The sequence below is a fragment of the Vibrio sp. VPAP30 genome (genome assembly GCF_001188205.1).
Classification (GTDB): domain Bacteria; phylum Pseudomonadota; class Gammaproteobacteria; order Enterobacterales; family Vibrionaceae; genus Vibrio; species Vibrio bivalvicida.
In genome coordinates this window covers 97,026-119,280 of record NZ_LBLS01000043.1, presented here as the reverse complement: position 1 = coordinate 119,280, position 22,255 = coordinate 97,026, and the positions used below count along the sequence as shown (strand labels likewise).

Here is a 22,255-nt window from a genome sequence, read left to right as displayed (position 1 = left end):
ACTGATCTATTGCGCGTCTTCACTCGTCTTTACCTCAAGTCGAGGGGTTTGCAGTACCAATGCTGTAATAGTACGTGCCTGCGCTGCTAAACTGTCGTTCCAACTTGGCCAGATACGCGAGATGTAAGGGTTATTGCCTTCACCTGCGGCCATGAAGCTATCGTTAAATGTATCGGCCATTTTCTTGAGTGATTTCTCTTCATCATCTGCCCAATTGCCACGACTGAATCCCGCTTCAACACCAGCTAATGCAGTTCTCGGGAAATAGCACAACGGCTCGGTCATGCCTTGGTAGAACAAACGAATCAGCTCAGATAACAAGCTATGAGCGTAGCTAGGGTCTGCAATTTCAGGGTAGATAAGATGAACAACCCCTTCCTTGCGATCATAACCAATCATATGGGTGCGCTTACTGATGCCCATCGCCGACATAGCTAGGTGGTCTATCCACGCGGACAGATAGTCTTGTGAGCGAATCTTACCGCTGCGAAAGCGAATCAAGCCCGACTGATAATACTGTGTCAGCCAGCCAGTTAGGTTGATCTTTTTATCCTCACCTAAGACATCAAATGTCAGTTTTACTTCGAGGTCATTATCTTCGCTGCCACATAAGAAGGTCAGCTTTTCCACCAGCTCCTGCGCTTGAACTCGGTTAGTTTCAAATTCAATATCCCCAAATGCGCCAACCGGTAATTTCCCTTGCGCACGTTGCTGCTTAACAAAGCTTTCAATCACACCCTTGCTATCTTGACCACCAGAAAGCTGCTGTTTGAGTAAGCTATCCAATAAACTGTCGCGCATTTGATAGCTTTCTAAGCCATTGAGCACAAAAGGTTCGTCATCTTCCATAACCGGAAGCGGTGGCTCAAACATCACTTTTAAGCGGCGATTAAAAAAGTATTGCACCGGTAAACGCCAGAAGCGTTGCAGCTCAACTAAATCCAGCTCTAATGGGTAAGTGGCATCGAGTAAGTAATCTTGCAGTTGTCGATTAAATTCACCGCTTACCTGGCCTAATCTATTCACCGCAGGCAGCCACTCTTTAGCATAACTTGACTGCTCACCAACAAACGCTGCTGCGCTAAACGGCACCATAGAGTGGTGAGCAATGAGTACTGCTAGCAGCTTTTCTCCAGACTCATCACTCGCTAACGCCTCATCTCCATCTAGGCAGTAATTTTGGTGACAATACTCCATTAGCTCAGAAACCAGCACCGATGGCACACGCTCAGTATTGTCTTGGATTGAGCGACCAACATAGCTGATGTATAGCGTTTGCTGTGCAGACAGCACGGCCTCTAAGAATAGGTATCGGTCATCATCTCGGCGAGAGCGATCCCCTGGTTTGGTTCGTCCATTCATCAGATCGAAGCCCTCTGGCGGCATAGAACGTGGATAAACACCATCATTCATGCCCAGTAAGCAAACCGTTCTGAATGGAATAGAACGCATCGGCATCAAAGTACAGAAGTTAACTTGCCCAGCAAGGAAGCGTTGGCTGATCCGCGTCCCTGACAGCTTGTTGTTCAAATAGGTGGTAATAATCGCCGGAGATAATGATTGCTCGAAGGCTGCGTCAGTCAGTTGCTCTTTTAAATTGGCTAAGGTGTCACGAATCGACTTCAGCGCCGCCTCACCTTCCAGTTCAACACTAAAGAAATCATCCAGCAGCAAGGTTAGTATTTCACGCCAACTATCAATTGATTGAGTTTGTAGCAGTTTGTGTCGGTAATCGCTGACCGCCTCAATAAAGTGCGCCAGCTTGCCCGCTAACTCCGCGCCCATTCCTTGCACTTCATTGTAAGGTGAAAGCGCCCCTGACCTTGATTCAAACAACCCTGCTAATTCTGGCATAGCGTAACCAAGTAACATACGCTCAATACCAAACTGCCAAGTATTTTGTGCGGTTTCAGGTAAATCAAACTCTTGTCCTGTGGTCGCATTCAATCCCCAGCGAATACCCGATTCCTCTACCCACTGTTTGGCTAAAATAAACTCATCTTCCGTTAAGCCGAATCGAGCCAAGATCGCTGGAGTTTCAAGCAGTTCGAGTAACTCAGACGCCAAACAACGGGTGTTTGGCAGGTTGACCAACTGCATAAATGCATTAAGGATTGGGCTTTCTTGGTCGGCGGTACGGTCAGAAATAGAGTAAGGGATAAATCGCTCACCGGGTGCGTTGCCAAACACGGCTTGAATAGCGGGGCTGTAGGCGTTGATGTCCGCCACCATTACAATAATATCGCGTGGCTTTAAACTTGGATCGGCATCAAACATCGCCAATAGCTGATCATGTAAGACTTCCACTTCACGCATTGGGCTATGGCATGCATGCAGCGTGAGTGATTTATCACCTAGTTGCACCACTTGTTTATGCGAGCTGGTTTCTAACTGATGATCATCTTGATGCTCTTCAAGATTGAGAATGTCTGCTTGAAGTTGATGGAGCAATAAGTCTCGCTCGACATCAACAAAGGCTTCAATCTCGTGGGACTCTAGCTGCGAGAGAAGATACATGTTGTCGCGTCCCAACTTACCCATTGACGCGAGTAAGCTATTACCCACCGCATCGGTATGCAGCTCATCAAGCACGTTGTCTTCAATCGAACCTTTAAGTTGCTCACTCTCGCCCTGTTGCTCTGAGTGGTCTTGATTCCACACCACATGTTTACGGTGTTTTGCTGCTAAACGCGCTAAGAACTTTCTGTCTCGTACCTCGCCCCAGTAGTAACGACATGGGTTGGTAAACATCAGGTGGACATCAATATGCTCACCAATGGCTTTAAGAGCATCCATATAACGTGGCGGCAGTGAGGTAATTCCGAACACAAACAAGCGCTGAGGCAAATGTTCAAAACTGCCCTGAAAGTTTTCCAAGGTATCGATAAAGTGTTCGTACAGGTTAGCACGATGATAAGGTGACTGACCTAAGGCAATTGTATGATCGTAGAGCGCTTGCCATAAAATCGGCTGCCAAGGGTGCTCATCTTCCAGCTCCAACACGGTTTGCCCCGCTTCCCAACTGGCAATCCACTCTGGGCGATAAACCAGATAACCATCAAAGATGTCGGCAATTTTCTCTGAGAGTTGGTAAAGCTTGGAACCGTCTTCGTCTTGCTCTAGATAGCGTTTAAGTGGCTCGAACTCAACTTGACTCAAAAGCCCAGGCAAGATGTGCATCAGCTTCCATGTCATCGACTCTTTGTTAAAGGCACTGCGTTTTGGTACATCTGGCAGCACCTCTGTAAACATATTCCAGATAAATGTCGCAGGCAGAGGAAAATCAATGTTCGCCGCTACACCAAACTCTTTAGCTAGCTCCATCTTCAACCACTGGGACATCCCCGGGCTTTGCACCAAGATCTGCTCTTTATCGAAAGGGTTTTCTAATGGATTGAGACGAACGAGCTCAACAAGAAGTGACTTTAAGACATCGACTTGGTTGGAATGGTAGACAGTAAACAAAATGCACTCACACTAATATTGCCGCTATTGCGCTCAGATTAGCATAAGTGCATATCGTATCAGAAAATATCTAGGCTAAAAGGTTACGCATTGCTCACTGTTAAGTTGTGAGGCTGATAGAAATGCAGGTAACGAAGTGCAACGTAACTGACCACTAGAGTCGCTACTACGAGCTCTAAGACGGCAAGGTAGTGCACTTGAGTGACGTATTTTACTGCAACACCGATGGTCTCCATCCATGTGGCAAGTTTAAACAACGCTGTTGAACCAATCACCATTGGGAAGGTAAATGCAGCGTAACCTGGGCTGAATGGCAGTCTGAGTAATTTAAAGAAAGCCAAGTAGATAATTGCTGTCATCAAAATCGCAATGCCAAATAATAGACCTATGATCACAGGTGAAGGATCGGCCGTTACCGTTAAATACCCGGCTAACGACAGGCTGGCTGGTGCTGCCATGATCGCCATGGTTGGTTTTGCTGCGTCTGGAATCTCATGAGTAAACATAAAACGATAGATCATCATTGGCAGCATCACTGCATAAGCGACCATTCCGAACAATAGCGCGCCGTCTGCAATATGGCTCAAAACAGGGTTACCTGAGAAAGAAACATCAGCCACTATGATGCCTACAGGTGGTACAAACCAACTCGGTACCATATGGTGCAATTCAAACTCTTGCGCTCTGTGGTAGATAAAGCTGACTAGAAACACAATGTGAAGACCAACCGCAAACAGCCAAAGTAAGTCTCCAACTAAAGGGGAAAAGTGCCCTAAAGAATTCGAAACTACCATAGTGCCCATCGCAAACGTTGGTACAACACTACCCACGACAGGGTGAGCTAGGTCTTCACGCAATAGATGATTATGAACGAGAAATTTTACCGCTAGAACAGCCAGTAATACACTTGCGATTGCCGCACCACTCCACTGAGCGTAACCATGGAATGGAGCAGCATTTTCCCAACACCATCCTAAACTGGCAATACCAAGCGCTAAGCCTGCCATAGGAGTAGGTGCACCCATCACTTTTGCTTTTGCTGCTTTAATCATCTTTATTTACCTAGTTTGCTTACCATGGAGCTAGTTTACGCTTGCCAAGTGTTCGATAATATCTAATTATTTAGAACATATGTTCAGACAATCTAAACGAAGCTATGGCCGCGAATATATCTCTAAAACAGCTCAGAGTGTTTATCTCAATTACACAACATGACACGTTAACCGCAGCGTCAGAAGCCTTGTTTCTGTCCAAGGCGGCAGTCAGCATGGCGCTGTCAGAGCTAGAAAAACAAATCGGTCATTCATTGTTCGATAGAGTCAATAATCGACTTATCCTCAATCAAGAAGGGCAGAAACTACTGCCTTTAGCGGACGAACTCATTGAGCGGGCGCAAGATATCGAGCAGTTATTTGATAATGACCAAACATTAACTGGTGAACTAAGAATTGGGGCTAGTGACACCATAGGTAATCAAGTTGCGCCCTATCTAATTAGTGACTTTCGCCGCCATACCAATCACCACTCGCAAAGCTTGTTTATCTCCAACTCTGCTTTGATTTGTCAGAAGTTAGTCGACTATGAGCTTGATCTTGCACTTATTGAAGGTAAAACACTGCACCCCGAGCTTATATCCACCCAATTCAGCCAAGACGAGATGTGCGTGATCTGCTGCCCTCATTCGCCATTGGCAAATAGACAAAGGTTTAGTGTTGGTGATTTGGAAGAGAGTGAGTGGATTTTACGCGAGCCAGGTTCAGGTTCGAGAGAGTTTTTCCTTCGCGCTATTGCTCCGCGTATTGAACAGTGGCATGAGTCATTCCAGCTCAACACAACAGAAGCTTTGATTAACAGTGTCTCTGCTGGGCTTGGATTAGGTTGCTTATCAAAACTCGCGGCTCAGCCGGCGTTAACCGCTGGTAGAGTTGTAGAACTTAAACTCTCTTTGGATATGAAAAGGCGCTACTGGTTGCTGGTGCATAAAGAAAAGTATCAGAGCCCATTGCTCAAATCCTTTATCGAATATTGCCATCAATGGGATTAAAAAAAGGGCAACTCCAATAACCAGAGTTGCCCTAAGAATCCTAATGAGCGGGATCAGACAGTGGATTCATTTGCAGGTTCAAGTGCAATATTGTGTTCATCTGCTTGTTTCTTCTGTTGGCCACGTTTTGCCAGTACGTAGTAGAACAGCGGAGTGAGCAGGAGTCCAAACACAGTGACACCAATCATGCCGGAAAAGACGGCAATGCCCATCGCTTGTCTCATTTCGGCACCTGCGCCAGTTGAGAACACCATAGGAACCACGCCCATAATAAAGGCGATAGATGTCATCAGAATCGGGCGCAAACGTAGGCGAGATGCCTCTAAGATTGCGTCCATGACTGTACGACCTCTGTCCTGCAATTCCTTGGCAAACTCAACAATTAAAATTGCATTCTTGGTCGCCAAACCAACCAATACAATCAAACCTATTTGGGTAAAGATATTGTTGTCACTTCCCCACAAGATCACACCACTGATCGCTGACAACAGCGTCATTGGAATAATCAGAATAATCGCCATAGGTAAACGCACACTCTCGTACTGTGCTGCCAGTACTAAGAACACCAGTAAAATCACCAATGGATAGATTAAGGTTGCTGTATTACCGGCAAGTTTTTGCTGATAAGTGAGCTCCGTCCATTCGTAGGTCATACCGATTGGCAACGTCTCTGCAAGAATCTTTTCAATCGCTGCCTGCGCTTCACCAGAGCTAACCCCCGGCATTGGGCTACCGTTGATTTCTGCGGTTTTGTAGGCGTTGTAATGCATGACGCGATCAGGTCCTGCGATGTTATCAACATTCACAAATGAGCCAAGTGGGATCATTTCTCCATCGGCATTTCTTACCTTAAGTTGGCGAATCTGCTCAGGGTTTTGACGAAACGCTTCATCAGCCTGAACATTCACCTGATAAGTACGGCCAAATCGGTTGATGTCGTTGACGTAAGTTGAGCCCATGTAAGATTGCAGTGTCGCAAAGACATCATCTAACGAGACATTTTGTTTCAGCGCTTTAGTGCGATCTACGTCTAGCTCTAATTGTGGCACATTGACCTGATAGCTTGAGAATACGCCTGTCAACGCAGGATCAGCCCAAGCCTTCATGATCACTTGTTGAGTGACCTGATACAAAGCCTCATAGCCGTGATTACCCCTATCTTGGATTTGTAACCTAAAGCCACCAATCGTGCCCAGACCTTGAACCGGTGGCGGCGGGAAGATGGCAATAAAGGCATCGGGAATCGCAGCAAACTTCTGGTTAAGTTGCATCGCGATCGCACCCGCACTCAAGCTAGGATCTTGTCGGTCTTCAAAATCAGACAATGGCGTGAAGACAATGCCGCTGTTCGGGCTATTGGTAAATCCATTGATACTTAATCCCGGGAAAGCCACCGAGTGTTCAACACCTGGTTGGGCAAGTGCAATCTCAGACATTTCACGAATCACAGCATCGGTACGCTCAAGAGACGCCGCATCAGGTAACTGAGCAAAAGCGACTAAGTACTGCTTATCTTGCCCTGGCACATAACCTGTTGGCGTTTGATCAAACTGATAAGCCGTTAGGCCAAGTAATCCAGCATAGATAACACCAATCAAGGCACCGAGACGGATGGTTTTCTTCACCACGTAACCGTAGGCATTAGCACCTTTATTAAACAGCTTATTAAACGGAGCAAAAATCAGACGTCCAAACAGTGAATCCATCACACGCGTCAGCCAATCTTTAGGCTGATCATGACCTTTTAGTAACAGTGCCGATAAAGCCGGACTCAAGGTCAAAGAGTTAATCGCAGATATAAAGGTCGAGATGGTAATCGTCAGCGCAAACTGCTTATAGAACTGTCCGGTTAAGCCAGACATAAAGGCGGTTGGGATAAATACCGCAGCAAGCACTAAAGTCGTCGCGACGATAGGCCCTGTCACTTCACGCATCGCTTTTTCCGTTGCAGGAATCGGTGCCAAGCCTTCCGCTATGTTTCGTTCAACATTCTCCACCACCACTATGGCATCATCGACAACAATACCTATCGCCAGTACCAAACCAAACAGCGATAGCGCATTGAGTGAAAAGCCCATCAAGTGCATGAAAGCAAACGTACCGACCAAAGAAACCGGAACGGCCACCAGCGGGATGATTGACGCGCGCCACGTTTGTAGGAATAGCACCACAACCAAAACGACCAACAATACTGCCTCAAGTAGCGTTTGGACAACCGCTTCAATTGAGCCACGAACAAAGACTGTCGGGTCATAAACGATGTCGTATGCCACACCTTGTGGGAAGCTCTGTTCAAGCTCGGCCATCTTGCTGCGCACATCTTCAGAGATTTGAATCGCATTCGAACCTGAAGCTTGGAAAACACCAATCGCTACTGCATCTTGGTTATCCAATAGTGAACGTAGTGAATAGGTTTCAGCACCTAACTCAATGCGAGCTACATCTTTCAAGCGGTTGATCTGACCGTTTTCACCGACTTTGATGATGATGTTTTCAAACTCTTCAACATCAGTAAGACGACCTTTCACATTAATCAGCAATTGGAAGTCAGAATTGCCGCTTGGCTGCGCACCTAGGCTACCTGCCGCAGCTTGTTGGTTTTGCTCACGTACCGCTGCAATGATTTCAGTAGGGTTTAAGCCAAGTGCAGCGACCTTATTAGGGTCAAGCCAGATACGCATGCTGTACTCGCCGCCGCCAAATACACGCACCGCGCCAACACCTTCAATACGGGTAATTTCATCACGTACGTTAAGCGCTGCATAGTTTGCCAAGTAGAGCAAATCGTAGCGTTCATCTGGAGAGTATAGGTGAACCACCATGGTCAAGTCAGGAGACGACTTCTCGGTAACAACACCTAAACGCTGAACCTCTTCTGGCAACCTTGGCAAAGCGCGGTCAACGCGACTTTGCACCAAGCTTTGTGCTTTGTCGGCATCGGTACCAATTTCAAAGGTCACCGTTAGGGTCATCATCCCGTCTGAGGTTGCTTGCGAAGACATGTACAACATATCTTCGACACCGTTAATTTCCTCTTCAAGAGGAGATGCAACCGTGTCGGCTATGACTTTAGGGTTTGCGCCTGGGTATGTTGCCGTAACAACGACCGTAGGAGGTACAACTTCAGGATACTCAGTAATAGGCAACTGCCACACTGATAGCGCACCTGCGATAAAAATGAGTATCGATAAGACCGAAGCAAAGATCGGTCTACGAATAAAATACTGAGAAAACATCCCGTTATCCTTTCTCATTTAATGCCGCTGTGGTAAGAGATTGGCGCTGTTGGTCAATCAGATCTTGTTGGTCACGCAGCATTGATAACGTTAATTCATTCGCCATTGAGACTTCACTCGGTGTAACCGGCATGTTGGCACGTACACGTTGCAGGCCATTCACCACCACTTTATCGCCTGGCAATAACCCGTCTGCCACAATACGCAAGCCATTGAGTTTTTCACCCAGAGAAACCGCGCGATATTGCACGATATTGTTGTCATCAAGAACCAACACATATTTGTTGTTGAGGTCAGTACCCACCGCACGATTGTCTATCAACATACCTTCGTAGCTGCTTGAGCCCGTAATGCGCAATTTAGCAAACATACCTGGCCACAAAGACTGATCTTTGTTGTCAAATACCGCGCGAACTCGAATCGTCCCTGTAGCTTGATTGATTGCATTATCAACGAAGTCGATGTGCCCTACTCGTGGGTAAGCTGCATCATTGGCCAAGCCAAGCTGCACCAACTGTTTCGCGTAACCTTCACCCGCTTTAAGCTTGTTCAATTTCTGGTATTTCAGAAACGTCACTTCATCGACATCAAAGTAAGCGTACATATGAGCAGTCGATACTAGCGTGGTGAGCTGAGTATTACCCGCAGACACATAGTTACCTTTAGTGATATCAGCTCTCGAAACCTTGCCAGTAATCGGCGCCGTGACTTGAGTAAAGGCAAGATCTAACTTGGCTTGAGACAATGAAGCTTTAATCGCCGCGACACTTGCTGCGCTGCGCTGCTTAGCGGTAAAACGAGCATCCACCGTTTCTTGTGAAATAGCGTTATTTTTGTTGAGCTTTAGAGCTCGCTGGTGATCTTTGATTGATTGGTTGTAACTTGCTTTGGCACTGCTTAGCTCCGCCTCTAGTCGCGCCACTTCTGCCACAAATGCTCGATCATCAATTGAGAATAGAACATCGCCTTCTTCAACCATAGTGCCTTCTTCAAAATGCACTTGCTCAACGTAGCCCGACACTCGCGGTATCACCGATACTGTCTGAGGTGACTCTAAACGACCTGTATATTCATCAAGCTCAGTGATGGTTTCAACTAGCACCTCTGCCACTTCAACACCAGGAGCTGGTGGTGCGGACTGAGTCACTTCTGCATGTGAATCCTGACATCCCGACAACACCAAAGGTGCTGCAATTGAGATAAGTAGAAGGGGGGTTTTAAGGTGTTTACCTACCATCTCGCTATCCTTACATTATTTTTGTACCGATCGGTATAATAATCCTAAGTTTTGATATTGATCAAGTTAAATTTACCAAATGAATGCATTTTCGATATGGACAACACACGCCCTGCGATTTACCATTTGAGTGTCATATATGAGAAGTTATTGAATGAAATTATGGTCCGTTTAACCTGTGGTCGCCCAAAAAGCTTTGATAAAGAAGTCGCTCTTGAGAAAGCCTTGGATGTCTTTTGGACACAAGGTTACGACGGTGCGTCGCTCAAAGATCTCACCAAAGCAATGGGCATCAACAAGCCAAGTATGTACGCAACTTTTGGCAATAAAGAGCAACTCTATTTTCAAGCTGTAGAAATGTATAAACATCGTGAAGGAGCGCCTTTCTTCACTGCATTAGAACAGCCTCAAATTCGCGATGTCATTGAGACAATTTTTTCTCGCACTGCTGAAGCAAAATGCAGCAACGAGAAGAACAAAGGGTGCTTGATGATCCAAAGTTCTCTGGCTTGCAGTGATGATTCTCATGTGGTTAAAACATCTGCTCTAAAGATGCGCGCAGAGTTTATTCAGCTCATCCAACATCGTTTTGAAAGAGCCGAGAATGATGGTCAGCTCGTGCAAGGTGCCGATATTCAAGTAATGACGCATTATGCAGTTACCATGCTCGATGGACTGCAGATTCACTCGATAGATAATCCTCCACCAGAAATGCTAGAAAGCGTTGCCAAGATAGCGACTGAGCATCTTTTCCAGTCCTGCACTCCATTGTCTTCTTCATAGTGAACAGCGCGTTACCAAGTTTTTACCGTTCTCAACCTCATGATCGCCTGTGCTACCTAGACTTTTTCACCAATAAGCTGTATAAACAGACAGTGAATATTTTTGATAATTTGAGTTAGAGGACCAACCATGGCTGTAATCGTCAAGTACGTGGTAGAACGCAACGGAGAAGAGAAAATGACTTTTACCTCTAAAGCGGAAGCTGACGCATATGACAAAATGCTTGATATGGCTGATGAGCTTTATGAGCTACTAGGTAAAAGTGAACTGCTAGAAGACGAAGGCAAGAAAGAAGACTTGGCTATGTTCCTAGCACAAAACAAAGAAGAAGTGCTCTACGCACTGGGTGCAAAACGCAAACCTGCACCTAAGAAGCCTAAAAAGGTTGAAGCAGTCGAAGACGCTGAACAAGCACAAGACGACGCCGCTTAACCTAGCTCCTGCTCAAGATCTTAAACCTCAGCTCATGCTGAGGTTTTTTGTTTCAACCCAACACATCTACTTCCGCCGTTTTGAGGAAATCAAATCCTCAACCTTTACCCTAATATCTTCCGCGCCTACTGTTAAAATAGCGCCAACTTTATCTTCAGAGAGCTTTACCAATGAAGTACCACGTTGAAGTTTGCATCGATAATCTTGAATCACTGCATAATGCGATTAGCGGCGGCGCAACACGCATTGAGCTATGCTCCTCTTTAGCGCTTGGTGGATTAACACCCAGCTTTGGCATGATGAAAAAAGCGGCGCAAATCTCCCCTATCCCTATCTTCGCCATGATTCGTCCAAGGCAAGGAGACTTCTTGTACGACCAAGATGATATTGAGGCCATGTTACTCGACATCGAAGCGGCAGCAGAGGCTGGATTAGAAGGCGTAGTGCTGGGAGTGCTGAGTGCCGATGGACATATCGATATGCCACTAGCCGAACAGCTTACTCAGCGCGCGAAGTTGTTTAACTTAGGCGTCACTTTTCATCGAGCCATCGATCAAAGCAGTGACTGGCGACAAGCCCTCGAACAAGTTATCTCACTCGGTTGCGAACGCATTCTAACCTCAGGTTTGGCTGCCAATGTTGAGCAAGGCGCACCTGTATTAAAACAGATGGTTGAGCTGGCTGACGGTAGAATCTCAATCATGGCAGGTGCTGGACTAACAGCCGACAATGTTCAAAACATCGTTCAGCAAACTGGCGTCAGGGAAGTTCATCTCTCGGGCAAGAGTACCCGCTCAAGTGTCATGACTAGCATCCGAGATGCGGCCAAAATGGGTAATCAAAATGTCGATGATTTCACCATTCCAGTCACAGACAGAACAGCGATTAAAAAGGTCGTAGAAACTCTCAGTTCTCAGCGATAAAACTCTCATCAAACGCTTACTAGTGCTAACCTTTTGATAACAAAGGAGTGCATTATGGGCAAGAACAAGCTTGATAAGAAAATCTACGAGAACGAACTTCGACGCCTGCAAATTGAACTGGTTAAGCTACAGGAGTGGGTTAAGCAAGAAGGGTTAAAAGTTGTTGTTATCTTTGAAGGTCGGGACGCTGCTGGCAAGGGTGGCGTCATTAAACGCATCACTGAGAAGCTTAACCCTAGGGTTTGTCGAGTTGCCGCCCTACCCGCTCCAACGGAAAAAGAAAAGACCCAATGGTACTTCCAGCGCTACGTTGCTCATCTTCCCGCTGCTGGTGAGATCGTACTGTTTGACCGTAGCTGGTATAACCGAGCTGGGGTTGAAAAGGTCATGGGTTTTTGCAACGAAGAACAATATGATGAATTTCTACGTTCTTGCCCCGAGTTCGAGCGTATGTTGCAGCGTTCTGGCACCATTTTGCTCAAATACTGGTTTTCGGTTTCCGATGAAGAACAGGAAAAGCGCTTCTTAGAACGTATCAAAACCCCCATCAAGCGCTGGAAATTCAGCCCAATGGATTTGGAATCGCGCAACCGCTGGGCTGAATACTCTGAAGCCAAAGATAAAATGTTCGCTTATACAGACACCAAACAATGTCCTTGGTGGGTGGTACCTTCTGATGATAAGAAGCGCGCGCGTTTAAACTGTATTAGCCACCTACTCGAACAGATAGAATACCAAGACCTCACCTACCCAGAAATTGAGCTACCTGATCTCAATAAAGAAGGCTATATTCGAGCTCCACTTGAAGAACAAACGTTTGTTCCACAAAAATACTAATTACGATAGAGAGTATTAACGCAGCGCGTCATCGATACTTTGTTCGCCCAAGTGGCGAACATCTTTGCCTTTGACAAAATAGATGATGTATTCGCAGATGTTCTGACAGCGATCCCCGACTCGCTCTATCGCGCGAGCAGACCACATGACCTGAAGGATATTGGGAATATTTTTTGGATCTTCCATCATATAGGTCATCAACTGACGAATCACTGCTTCGTATTCAGCATCAATCTTATCGTCAAGCTTGTACACTTCGGCTGCCGCATCGACATCCATACGCGCAAAAGCATCAAGTACTTGGTGCAGCATAGCAATCGCTTGGCGACATAGTGGCTCAAGAGAAACATGAAACTGGCGCTCTTGCGATGAAGGGCTCTCAATCGCGACGTATGCAATCTTGGTCGCAACATCGCCAATACGTTCTAAATCCGTAATCGTCTTGATGATCGCCATAATCAGTCGTAAATCTTTTGCCGTCGGCTGACGCTTGGCAATGATACGAGTACAGGCTTCATCGATTGAGACTTCCATCGCGTTAACTTTATGATCATCGCGCACCACTTTTCTCGCCAGTTCGATGTCTTCTTTGTGCAACGCCTGCATCGCAAACGACAACTGCTGCTCGACCAAACCACCCATAGTTAATACATGGGTTCGGATCGACTCTAGCTCGACATTAAACTGACCTGATATGTGGCGTCCAAAATTCATAGTTAACGTTAATCTCCCAATGGATAAGTAAAAATTCTAATACGACGAATTAGCCGTATCGACCCGTAATATAATCTTCAGTCTGCTTTTTCAATGGCGACGTGAAAATGGAATCCGTATCTGAGTACTCGATCAACTTGCCCATATGGATGAAGGCAGTGTGGTCGCTCACTCGCGCCGCCTGCTGCATGTTATGGGTAACGATAACTACAGTATATTTGGTTTTCAGGTCGTTGATCAGCTCTTCAATGGTTAAAGTGGAAATAGGATCAAGTGCTGAAGTCGGCTCATCAAGCAACAGTACCTCAGGTTCAATCGCAATTGCACGCGCGATAACCAAACGCTGCTGTTGACCACCTGACAATCCAAATGCATTTTCATGTAAGCGATCTTTGACTTCATCCCATAGCGCCGAAGCACGCAAAGAGCGCTCGACAGCATCATCAAGAGCGCGGCTATTTTTGATCCCTTGCAGACGCAAGCCATACACCACATTTTCGTAGATAGACTTGGGAAACGGATTCGGGCGCTGGAACACCATACCCACTCGGCGGCGAAGCGTAGCGACATCGACTTTCGGGTGGTAAACGTTTTTTCCGTGTAGTTTGACCTTGCCTTCGACACGACAACCATCAACAAGATCGTTCATGCGGTTGATACAACGAAGCAGTGTCGACTTTCCACAGCCAGACGGACCGATAAAAGCGGTGACCTGCCCTTTTGGAATTCTCATCGAAACATCGTGCAACGCTTGGCTGCTTTGGTAGTACAAGTTTAACCCTTCGATAGCAATCGCCGTTTGCTCATCGCTCAGATTATTCACATCCAAGGGGGCTTGATAGCCGAGTGTTTGATTGACTGAAAACATGGTTAATCTTGTCCTAGAGTTCGGTACTTCTCACGCAAGTTATTACGAATACTGATCGCGGTTAAGTTCAAGCCTACAATCACTGTCACGAGTAAAAATGACGTGGCGTAAACCAAAGGTCTTGCTGTTTCAATGTTAGTGGTCTGAAAACCAACATCATAGATATGAAAGCCTAAATGCATGAACTTACGCTCTAAATGTAAGAACGGAAATTGGCTATCGACAGGCAAGCTCGACGCCAATTTCACCGCACCGACTAACATCAACGGAGCAACCTCACCCGCTGCGCGAGCGACCGCAAGAATCAACCCAGTAATAATCGCCGGACTCGCCATTGGCAAGACAATTCGCCACATTGTCTCAAATTGAGTCGCGCCTAACGCCAAAGAACCGTGACGAACTGAACTCGGAATTCGAGTTAAGCCTTCTTCCGTAGCCACTATCACCACAGGAAGCGTTAGCACTGCAAGCGTTAATGCTGACCATAACAGTCCGGGTGTACCAAAGGTCGGGGTTGGCAGTTTCTCGGCATAGAATAGTGAGTCGATTGAGCCGCCTAGCGTGTAAACAAAGAACCCCAACCCAAATACACCATAGACAATTGAAGGTACACCTGCGAGATTGATCACTGCCACTCGAATTAAGCGGGTGAACGCATTGTTCTTAGCGTACTCGTGCAGATAGATAGCTGCAATCACACCCAGTGGCATCACTATGACCGACATGATCAGCACCAGTAGCACTGTACCGAACATCGCAGGGAACACACCGCCCTCAGAGTTAGACTCGCGCGGATTTTCTGATAAGAACTTCCACGCCTGCTTACCCCACCTGGCAATTTTCTCTGCTAGATTCATTTGGTTCGGGTACCACAAATCAAGAATATCATTCAATGGAATAGTGACTCGTTGGCCTGTCATATCTTCAACAATTAAGCCTTGATTGGCTAATTGGCTGCGCAGACTATCGAGCTGAGATTCGGTTGCGTCTAGTAGCTGGGTGTATTTGGTATTTTGACTTTGATACAGAGATAGAAACTCATCATCTAGTGTGCCATTCAGACTGCGCTTTCTCTTTTCTAAGCGTAACCTTTCTGCCTGAGCATTGATAACTCGAACATCTCGTTCAATGAGGTTTTCAATTTCATCACGCAGAGTTTCAGCAAACGCAATTCCCGCAGTATAGTCTTGGGCAATATTGCGACTTACTTGTCCATCTGCGTGTAAATAGCCCACTGGTTGGCCATAGAAGTCACCGCTACGCGCTCGCTCGATCACCGCCCAGTTTTCTGGTTTAGTCGGTTCATCTAAGTCAATTTCAATTAACGATATAAAGTCTGATGAATAAAGGTCGCGATTAGCAATTTTAATGCTAATTCTTTTTACTAAGCCTTTTTCAACGACATCTGCAGGTAAATCAACATCCATTTCTCGTAAATGGCTTATTGGCACATACTCTTGTGAGTATACTTGGCCGACTAAAACGTCACCTTGCTTTGTCTGCCATTGATAGAGTGGCGCAGGCCAAAAATAGGAAAGTCCTTTCCAACCGATAAGCAGCAACAGCCCTAACACAGACAACAGACTAATGCTAACTGCACCACCTGTTAACCATATCCAAGGAGAGCCTGATTTTAACCACTTAAACACGTAGAAGGTTTCCTAATAATTCGATTTACAGCGAGCGATACTTGTCACGTAGACGTTCGCGCACCCATTCAGCTAAAGAGTTGACCGCAAAGGTAAAGACTAACAGCAATAAAGCCGCTAGGAATAAGATCCGATAGTGAGAGCTCCCCACCGCAGACTCTGGCATCTCAACCGCAATCGTTGCAGACAAGGTACGCATTCCTTCTAGGATATTCCAATCCATAATGGGGGTATTTCCTGTAGCCATAAGCACAATCATAGTTTCGCCAACGGCGCGCCCTAGACCCATCATAATTGCCGAAAAGATTCCTGGACTTGCCGTCAATAGAACAACATGAATCAGCGTTTGCCATGGCGTGGCCCCCAAGGCAAGTGAACCATCTGACAAATGCTTAGGTACCGAGAAAATAGCATCTTCTGCAATAGTAAAGATCGTAGGGATAACCGCAAATCCCATCGCAAAGCCAACCACTAGCGCATTGCGCTGATCAAAGTCGATGCAATGCTCAGCAAGGAAGACTCTGACATCACCATTAAAGAATATCGTTTCAATGTTGCCACTCTGCGACAAAATGACTGCACAGATTACAACCACTATTGGCATCAAAATCGCGGCATGCCAACCATTAGAAAACTGCCCTGACCACTGTTTGGATACGTTGTGCCACAAGAATCCTACAAGGATGGTCGATAAAGGTAAGAACAACATCAACGCCACAACTGCCGCTAGATGGCTTTCAACTATCGGGGCAAACCATAATCCAGCGAGGAAACCTATGATAACCGTAGGTAGCGCTTCCATCAGTTCAATAGAAGGTTTGACTACTCTGCGCATTTTTGGCGCCATAAAATAGGCGGTATAAATAGCCCCTAAAACCGCGATAGGAATAGCGAACAGCATTGCGAACGCGGCCGCTTTCAATGTTCCGAATGCAATTGGTACCAAGCTGAATTTGGCCTCAAACTCATCACTAGCTGAAGTCGTCTGCCACACAAACTCAGGTTCTGGATAACCTTCATACCAGACTTTCTGCCAAAGAGAGGAAAGAGAAACTTCTGGGAACGGGTTGTCAATCACTGCGAGATTTAATGCATTGCTATCGATAGCCAATAAATACGATTCGTTATTCGACATCGCCGCTAGCAAAGGGGCTTTGGTGTAGGCACGCTCAAACATCACCAACTTTTCACTGGTGGTGTAATGACTTTGAACTGTACCATTAATATAAAAGCTGTAGAAACCTTTACGGTAGGTATCTGGCAACAGGAACTGAAGCTCCGACGCAAGCTTAAACTGACGGATATGTGTTAAGTATCGTTCTCCGTCCGTCAGCACATCAAACCATTGAGAAACAAGACCGTCTTGGTGGGTAACCAACAGCGAATAGGCGCCAGGAAGCAGATCAATATCGGTCACGGCATGTTCAGGGCGGTCTTGGCTAAGATCCACTAGCTCTCGAACTTGAAACTTATCCCCCTGCTTTAGCGCAACAATAAGCTCAGATCCCGAACGTAGGTAGAGGGTATTTCCATCAGGCGTGAGAATTAACTGTTCTAAATCTGGCAATGGCTCAGAAAACGTGTATCGGTGTATCTTTCCTTCAGCTTGCCAACGTACTTGCACCGAGTGGTCATCATACCACCCGACCAAGGTTAAATTATCTTGGGTTGAAAAAGCGAATTTATTCAGCGTTTTTCCATCACGATGAAGATCAAGTTGTATTGTCAATTCACTGATACTCGGCGAAAACTTACGCGCACCTTGCTCAATTTCCAAACTGAGATTTGGCTTAACGATGTTCACCTCGCCCGTTCGCGTAGCAAAGCCATATAACCCATATACGGCTAACGACTGCGCAAACAAATCATTAGGGTGACTAACTTTCTGCGATAACACGGGCTTGCTAGTTGGATTCGTTAGCGACCAAAAATCGATATTACCTTGGGAAGAAATAACAAAAGCGCCTTCTCCTGTATCATCTATACCCAAAGCCACAGGCTGCGAACTTGAAATCGGCATCGAGCGTACATTTGGAGTAATTTTAGCATCACTGAACAGTGGCAGTACCATCATGGCAAGATAAACAAAAATCAAAACCAGAGCGGCTAAAACTCCCACACCACCAGCGGATACAGCAAGACGCACTAATCGATCTTTAATTAGTCGCTTTTGATCACGCTCTCGCAATGAGAAGTCTGCTTTGCCCATCTGTTGCTCTTACCTATTTTCGTCCGAGGGTATAATATTTCTATTAGGTGACAATTATATTACAGATCGCAATAAACAACTGAAAACAATGCAATAAAAAAATGCAATAAAACTGTCATACTAACACCTTAAGTTGCTATCCATCTGAGTGTTTTCTCAATATTTGACTTTCTCAGTCTGATTAAAGGGTAAGAGCATGAGCGCAGAAAAACTGTATATTGAAAAGGAATTAAGCTGGCTTTCTTTCAATGAACGTGTCTTACAAGAAGCCGCTGACAAACATGTCCCTTTGATCGAACGTATTCGATTTCTTGGCATATTTTCCAATAACTTAGATGAGTTTTATAAAGTTCGATTTGCCGATGTGAAACGCCGAATTCTAATTAACCAAGAGCGAGGCGGTAACGACAATTCTAAGCACTTGCTAACTAAGATGCAGACCAAAGCACTCAAACTCAACGAGCGCTTTGACGAACTTTATGCAGAGTTGATCCGTGATATGGCTAGGCGTCGAATCTTTTTAGTCAACGAAACACAGCTCAGTGAAACTCAGCAAAAGTGGGTAAGAAAATATTTCCGCAAAGAAGTACTGCCTCACATTACCCCTTTGATGATGCGCGATGACATCGATGTTCTGCAATTTCTCAAAGACGAATACGCTTATATCGCGGTGGAACTAAAAACCGAGCAACACAATCAGTACGCTTTGATAGAGATCCCAACTGATCACCTGCCTCGCTTTGTCATGGTGCCTGAGCAGAAAGGCAAACGCCGTAAAACCATCATATTGCTCGACAACATTATACGCCATTGCTTGGATGAGCTATTTAGCGGCTTCTTTAACTATGACACGCTTTACGGCTACGCAATGAAAATGACTCGGGATGCTGAGTATGATTTAAGCCATGAGGTTGAGCACAGTTTGTTAGAACAGATGTCCGAAGGTGTGAGCCAGCGTTTAACCGCGATGCCAGTTCGATTTGTCTACGAAAGAGATATGCCGCAAGAGATGCTCGATTTCTTGTGCGATAAACTCCAAGTCTCTAATTACGACAGTTTGATTCCGGGCGGGCGTTACCATAACTTCAAAGACTTTATCGGCTTTCCAAACGTTGGGCGCGAATATCTAGAGAACAAACCGCTACCACCAATGCAATGTGCAGACTTTGACGGCCACGCCAACAAGTTCGATGCCATCAAAGCTCAGGATATTTTACTTTACTACCCGTACCATACTTTTGAGCATATCAGTGAATGGGTTCGTCAGGCCTCATTCGATCCTAAGGTACTGAGCATTAAAATTAATATCTACCGTGTGGCTAAAGATTCACGCTTAATGAATTCACTGATTGATGCCGTTCATAATGGCAAAGCCGTTACTGTCGTTGTCGAGCTTCAAGCGCGCTTTGATGAAGAAGCGAATATTGAGTGGTCGAAAGTGCTTACAGAAGCGGGGGTTGAGGTCATCTTTGGTGTCCCCGGTCTTAAAATTCACTCCAAACTGCTGCTAATTAGCCGCCGTGAAGGCGAAGAGATCGTTCGCTATGCCCACATCGGGACTGGAAATTTCCATGAAAAAACTGCCCGTATCTATACCGACTTCTCGTTGCTAACAGCCGACCCTGAACTCACCAGCGAAGTGCGTAACGTATTTGGCTATATTGAAAACCCATATCGCCCGGTTAGATTCGATCACCTGATTGTTTCACCACGTAACTCACGTAAGCAAATGTATCGTTTAATCGACAATGAAATCGCTAACGCTAAAACCGGCAAGAAAGCAGCCTTAATCTTAAAAGTGAATAACTTGGTTGATAAAGGGCTGGTCAATAAACTCTATGGCGCTAGTGCCTCTGGCGTTGAAATTAGAATGATCATCCGCGGTATGTGTTCTTTGGTACCAGGAATCGAAGGAATCAGCGAAAACATTCAGATCATCAGTATCGTTGACCGCTTTCTGGAACACCCAAGAGTTGTGATTGCGCACAATGATGGTGACCCGCAGGTTTACATCTCATCGGCTGACTGGATGACCCGAAACATTGACCATCGCATTGAAGTCGCTGCTCCTGTTCGTGACGAACGTCTTAAACAGCGCATTATTGATATCATTAACATCCATTTTACCGATACAGTTAAGGCAAGGTGGATCGATAAAGAAATGAGCAATAGTTATGTGCCGCGTGGAAACCGTAAGAAAGTCCGCTCGCAAATTGCCATTTACGACTATCTTAAAAATATAGAAAAACAAACAAAGAATCAGAAACGTAAAGAACAGTTGCATACCAATCTGGATAAGTGACTGCTCAACGACTTACTTAGGTTGGTATCAAATGACTCAAACTCCGGACATTCGTGATGTTGCCGCTATCGATTTAGGTTCCAACAGCTTCCATATGGTGGTTGCGCGAGTCGTTGAACAAGATTTACAACTTGTCAGCCGCCACAAGCAAAGGGTTCGCCTTGCAGCAGGTCTTGATGGACAAAAAAATTTAGACAACGCCTCAATAGAGCGCGGGCTGGAATGTTTGACGATGTTTGCTGAACGCCTACAAGGATTTGAAGAGCAAAATGTTCGTATCGCCGCGACCCATACCCTGCGCCAGGCTAACAACTCATATATCTTTTTGCAGCGCGCACGTGAAGTGCTCCCTTTCCCAATAGAAATTATTCCCGGCATTGAAGAAGCGCGCCTGATCTATCTGGGTGTCGCCCATACTCAACCTGAATCTGATTCTAAGCTTGTGGTCGATATTGGTGGTGGTAGTACCGAGATAGTCATTGGTCGCGGCTTTAACCCTGAACTAATCAACAGCAAACAGATGGGTTGTGTTAGCTACACTAAGCGCTACTTTGCCAATGACAAGCTGTCGAAAAAAAACTTCACTAAAGCCGTTCTGGCCGCAGAGCAAAAAATGGAGTCTTTAGCCTATCGTTACAAAAAGAAAGGTTGGGATATCGCATTTGGTTCTTCTGGGACTATCAAGTCAATTAGTGAAGTTCTTATTGGTTTAGGCTTTGAAGATGGCCTGATCACCGCTAAACGTCTTGATAAGTTAATCAGCGTATTGTGCGAATGGGAGACTATTAGTGATATTGAACTGAGTGGACTTGCACCTGAACGAAAACCCGTATTTGCCGCAGGCGTCACCATCTTATCGGCCATTATAAACAGCCTAAAAGTCTCGGAGATGCACTTTTCTGAAGGCGCACTACGCGAAGGACTGCTGTTTGAAATGGAAGACAGCTTCAAGCGCTCTGACATTCGCATGCGAACGACAGAAAACCTAGCCAGCAAACATCTAGTTGATTTAGACCATGCAGCAAAAATCAAAACTCAAGCGACTGATTTCTTACAACAAGTACATAAAAATTTGGGGATAAAGAAAAGTTCGGAGCTGTTCGATTTACTAGAGTGGAGTGCCCTGTTACATGAAGTAGGGCTGAGTATCAGCTTGCAAGCTTTCCATCGCCATTCGGCTTATATTCTGCGCAATACCTATATGCCGGGGTTTAACCGCGAACAACAACGAGTGTTAGCAATGTTGGTCCGATTTCAACGAAAAGCACTCAAACTGCATGAGATGGAAGAGTTTACCCTATTCAAAAAGAAGCACATTGTTAGCTTGATACGCATCTTACGTTTAGCCATCTTGCTCAACGGGCAGCGAAATGATGATCCACTTCCAACACTGACCCTTTCTATCGATGGCGATAAGTGGACACTCACTTCACAAGATGAGAGCTGGTTAGAGTCAAACAAACTGCTTGATGCTGACTTAAGCAGTGAACAGGAGTATTGGCTCGCTGCTGGCTGGGAGTTGAGTTTCTAGAAGTAAATACAAGCGCATAACTCCA

The 22,255-nt window shown here is 45.7% G+C and carries 15 protein-coding genes; 7 read left to right on the top strand and 8 right to left on the bottom strand.

The features are described from left to right. Positions 1-6 precede the first annotated feature (6 nt). On the bottom strand, positions 7-3,465 hold the full coding sequence (gene recC / locus ZX61_RS20865; RefSeq protein ID WP_049846512.1) for an exodeoxyribonuclease V subunit gamma: 3,459 nt from the start codon (positions 3,463-3,465) through the stop codon (positions 7-9). A gap of 83 nt (positions 3,466-3,548) precedes the next feature. Continuing rightward, positions 3,549-4,517, bottom strand: coding sequence for a TDT family transporter (locus ZX61_RS20860; protein WP_049846511.1), 969 nt, complete (start codon positions 4,515-4,517; stop codon positions 3,549-3,551). A 104-nt stretch (positions 4,518-4,621) separates the two neighbouring features. On the opposite strand from ZX61_RS20860, the gene ZX61_RS20855 reads away from it, so the two are divergent. Further along, complete coding sequence (locus ZX61_RS20855; protein ID WP_049846510.1) at positions 4,622-5,509, top strand: LysR substrate-binding domain-containing protein; 888 nt, start codon at positions 4,622-4,624, stop codon at positions 5,507-5,509. 53 nt (positions 5,510-5,562) lie between these two features. Here the strand turns inward: ZX61_RS20855 and ZX61_RS20850 are convergent, their stop codons facing one another. Next, positions 5,563-8,745, bottom strand: coding sequence for an efflux RND transporter permease subunit (locus tag ZX61_RS20850; protein WP_049846509.1), 3,183 nt, complete (start codon positions 8,743-8,745; stop codon positions 5,563-5,565). A 4-nt stretch (positions 8,746-8,749) separates the two neighbouring features. Next, positions 8,750-9,982 carry an efflux RND transporter periplasmic adaptor subunit gene (locus ZX61_RS20845; protein ID WP_049846508.1) on the bottom strand — a complete coding sequence of 411 codons (1,233 nt, stop codon included), beginning with the start codon at positions 9,980-9,982 and terminating at the stop codon, positions 8,750-8,752. Positions 9,983-10,078: 96 nt separating this feature from the next. Here ZX61_RS20845 and ZX61_RS20840 point away from each other — a divergent pair, with 96 nt between their 5' ends. The 4 genes from ZX61_RS20840 to ppk2 all read left to right on the top strand — a co-directional run bounded on the left by ZX61_RS20840 (position 10,079) and on the right by ppk2 (position 12,957). After that, the gene (locus ZX61_RS20840; RefSeq protein WP_235431369.1) at positions 10,079-10,765 is read left to right on the top strand and encodes a TetR/AcrR family transcriptional regulator; all 687 of its coding nucleotides are present in this window, start codon (positions 10,079-10,081) and stop codon (positions 10,763-10,765) included. A gap of 129 nt (positions 10,766-10,894) precedes the next feature. Then, positions 10,895-11,197, top strand: a complete 303-nt coding sequence (locus ZX61_RS20835) for a YebG family protein (RefSeq protein ID WP_049846507.1) — start codon at positions 10,895-10,897, stop codon at positions 11,195-11,197. A 170-nt stretch (positions 11,198-11,367) separates the two neighbouring features. Then, entirely contained in the window at positions 11,368-12,120 is a 753-nt protein-coding gene (locus ZX61_RS20830) for a copper homeostasis protein CutC (RefSeq protein ID WP_049846506.1), read from the top strand. Positions 12,121-12,174: 54 nt separating this feature from the next. Then, positions 12,175-12,957: a polyphosphate kinase 2 gene (ppk2, locus tag ZX61_RS20825; protein ID WP_049846505.1), complete on the top strand. Its 783-nt coding sequence runs from the start codon at positions 12,175-12,177 to the stop codon at positions 12,955-12,957. A gap of 15 nt (positions 12,958-12,972) precedes the next feature. On the opposite strand, the gene phoU is transcribed toward ppk2, so the two are convergent. Genes phoU through ZX61_RS20805 form a run of 4 tightly spaced genes read right to left on the bottom strand, consistent with a single transcriptional unit; the run spans position 12,973 to position 18,397 of the window. Then, on the bottom strand, positions 12,973-13,671 hold the full coding sequence (gene phoU / locus ZX61_RS20820) for a phosphate signaling complex protein PhoU (protein WP_049846504.1): 699 nt from the start codon (positions 13,669-13,671) through the stop codon (positions 12,973-12,975). A 49-nt stretch (positions 13,672-13,720) separates the two neighbouring features. Further along, a complete protein-coding gene (pstB, locus tag ZX61_RS20815; RefSeq protein ID WP_049846503.1) occupies positions 13,721-14,539 on the bottom strand; it encodes a phosphate ABC transporter ATP-binding protein PstB in 819 nt (272 codons plus the stop codon). A gap of 2 nt (positions 14,540-14,541) precedes the next feature. Next, on the bottom strand, positions 14,542-16,188 hold the full coding sequence (gene pstA / locus ZX61_RS20810; RefSeq protein WP_049846502.1) for a phosphate ABC transporter permease PstA: 1,647 nt from the start codon (positions 16,186-16,188) through the stop codon (positions 14,542-14,544). A gap of 25 nt (positions 16,189-16,213) precedes the next feature. Then, on the bottom strand, positions 16,214-18,397 hold the full coding sequence (locus ZX61_RS20805; RefSeq protein ID WP_049846501.1) for an ABC transporter permease subunit: 2,184 nt from the start codon (positions 18,395-18,397) through the stop codon (positions 16,214-16,216). A 196-nt stretch (positions 18,398-18,593) separates the two neighbouring features. On the opposite strand from ZX61_RS20805, the gene ppk1 reads away from it, so the two are divergent. Continuing rightward, positions 18,594-20,699 (top strand): polyphosphate kinase 1, encoded by a 2,106-nt coding sequence (gene ppk1, locus ZX61_RS20800; RefSeq protein ID WP_049846500.1) that lies wholly within the window; start codon positions 18,594-18,596, stop codon positions 20,697-20,699. 31 nt (positions 20,700-20,730) lie between these two features. Further along, positions 20,731-22,230, top strand: coding sequence for an exopolyphosphatase (gene ppx, locus ZX61_RS20795; protein ID WP_049846499.1), 1,500 nt, complete (start codon positions 20,731-20,733; stop codon positions 22,228-22,230). The last annotated feature ends 25 nt before the right edge of the window (positions 22,231-22,255 follow it).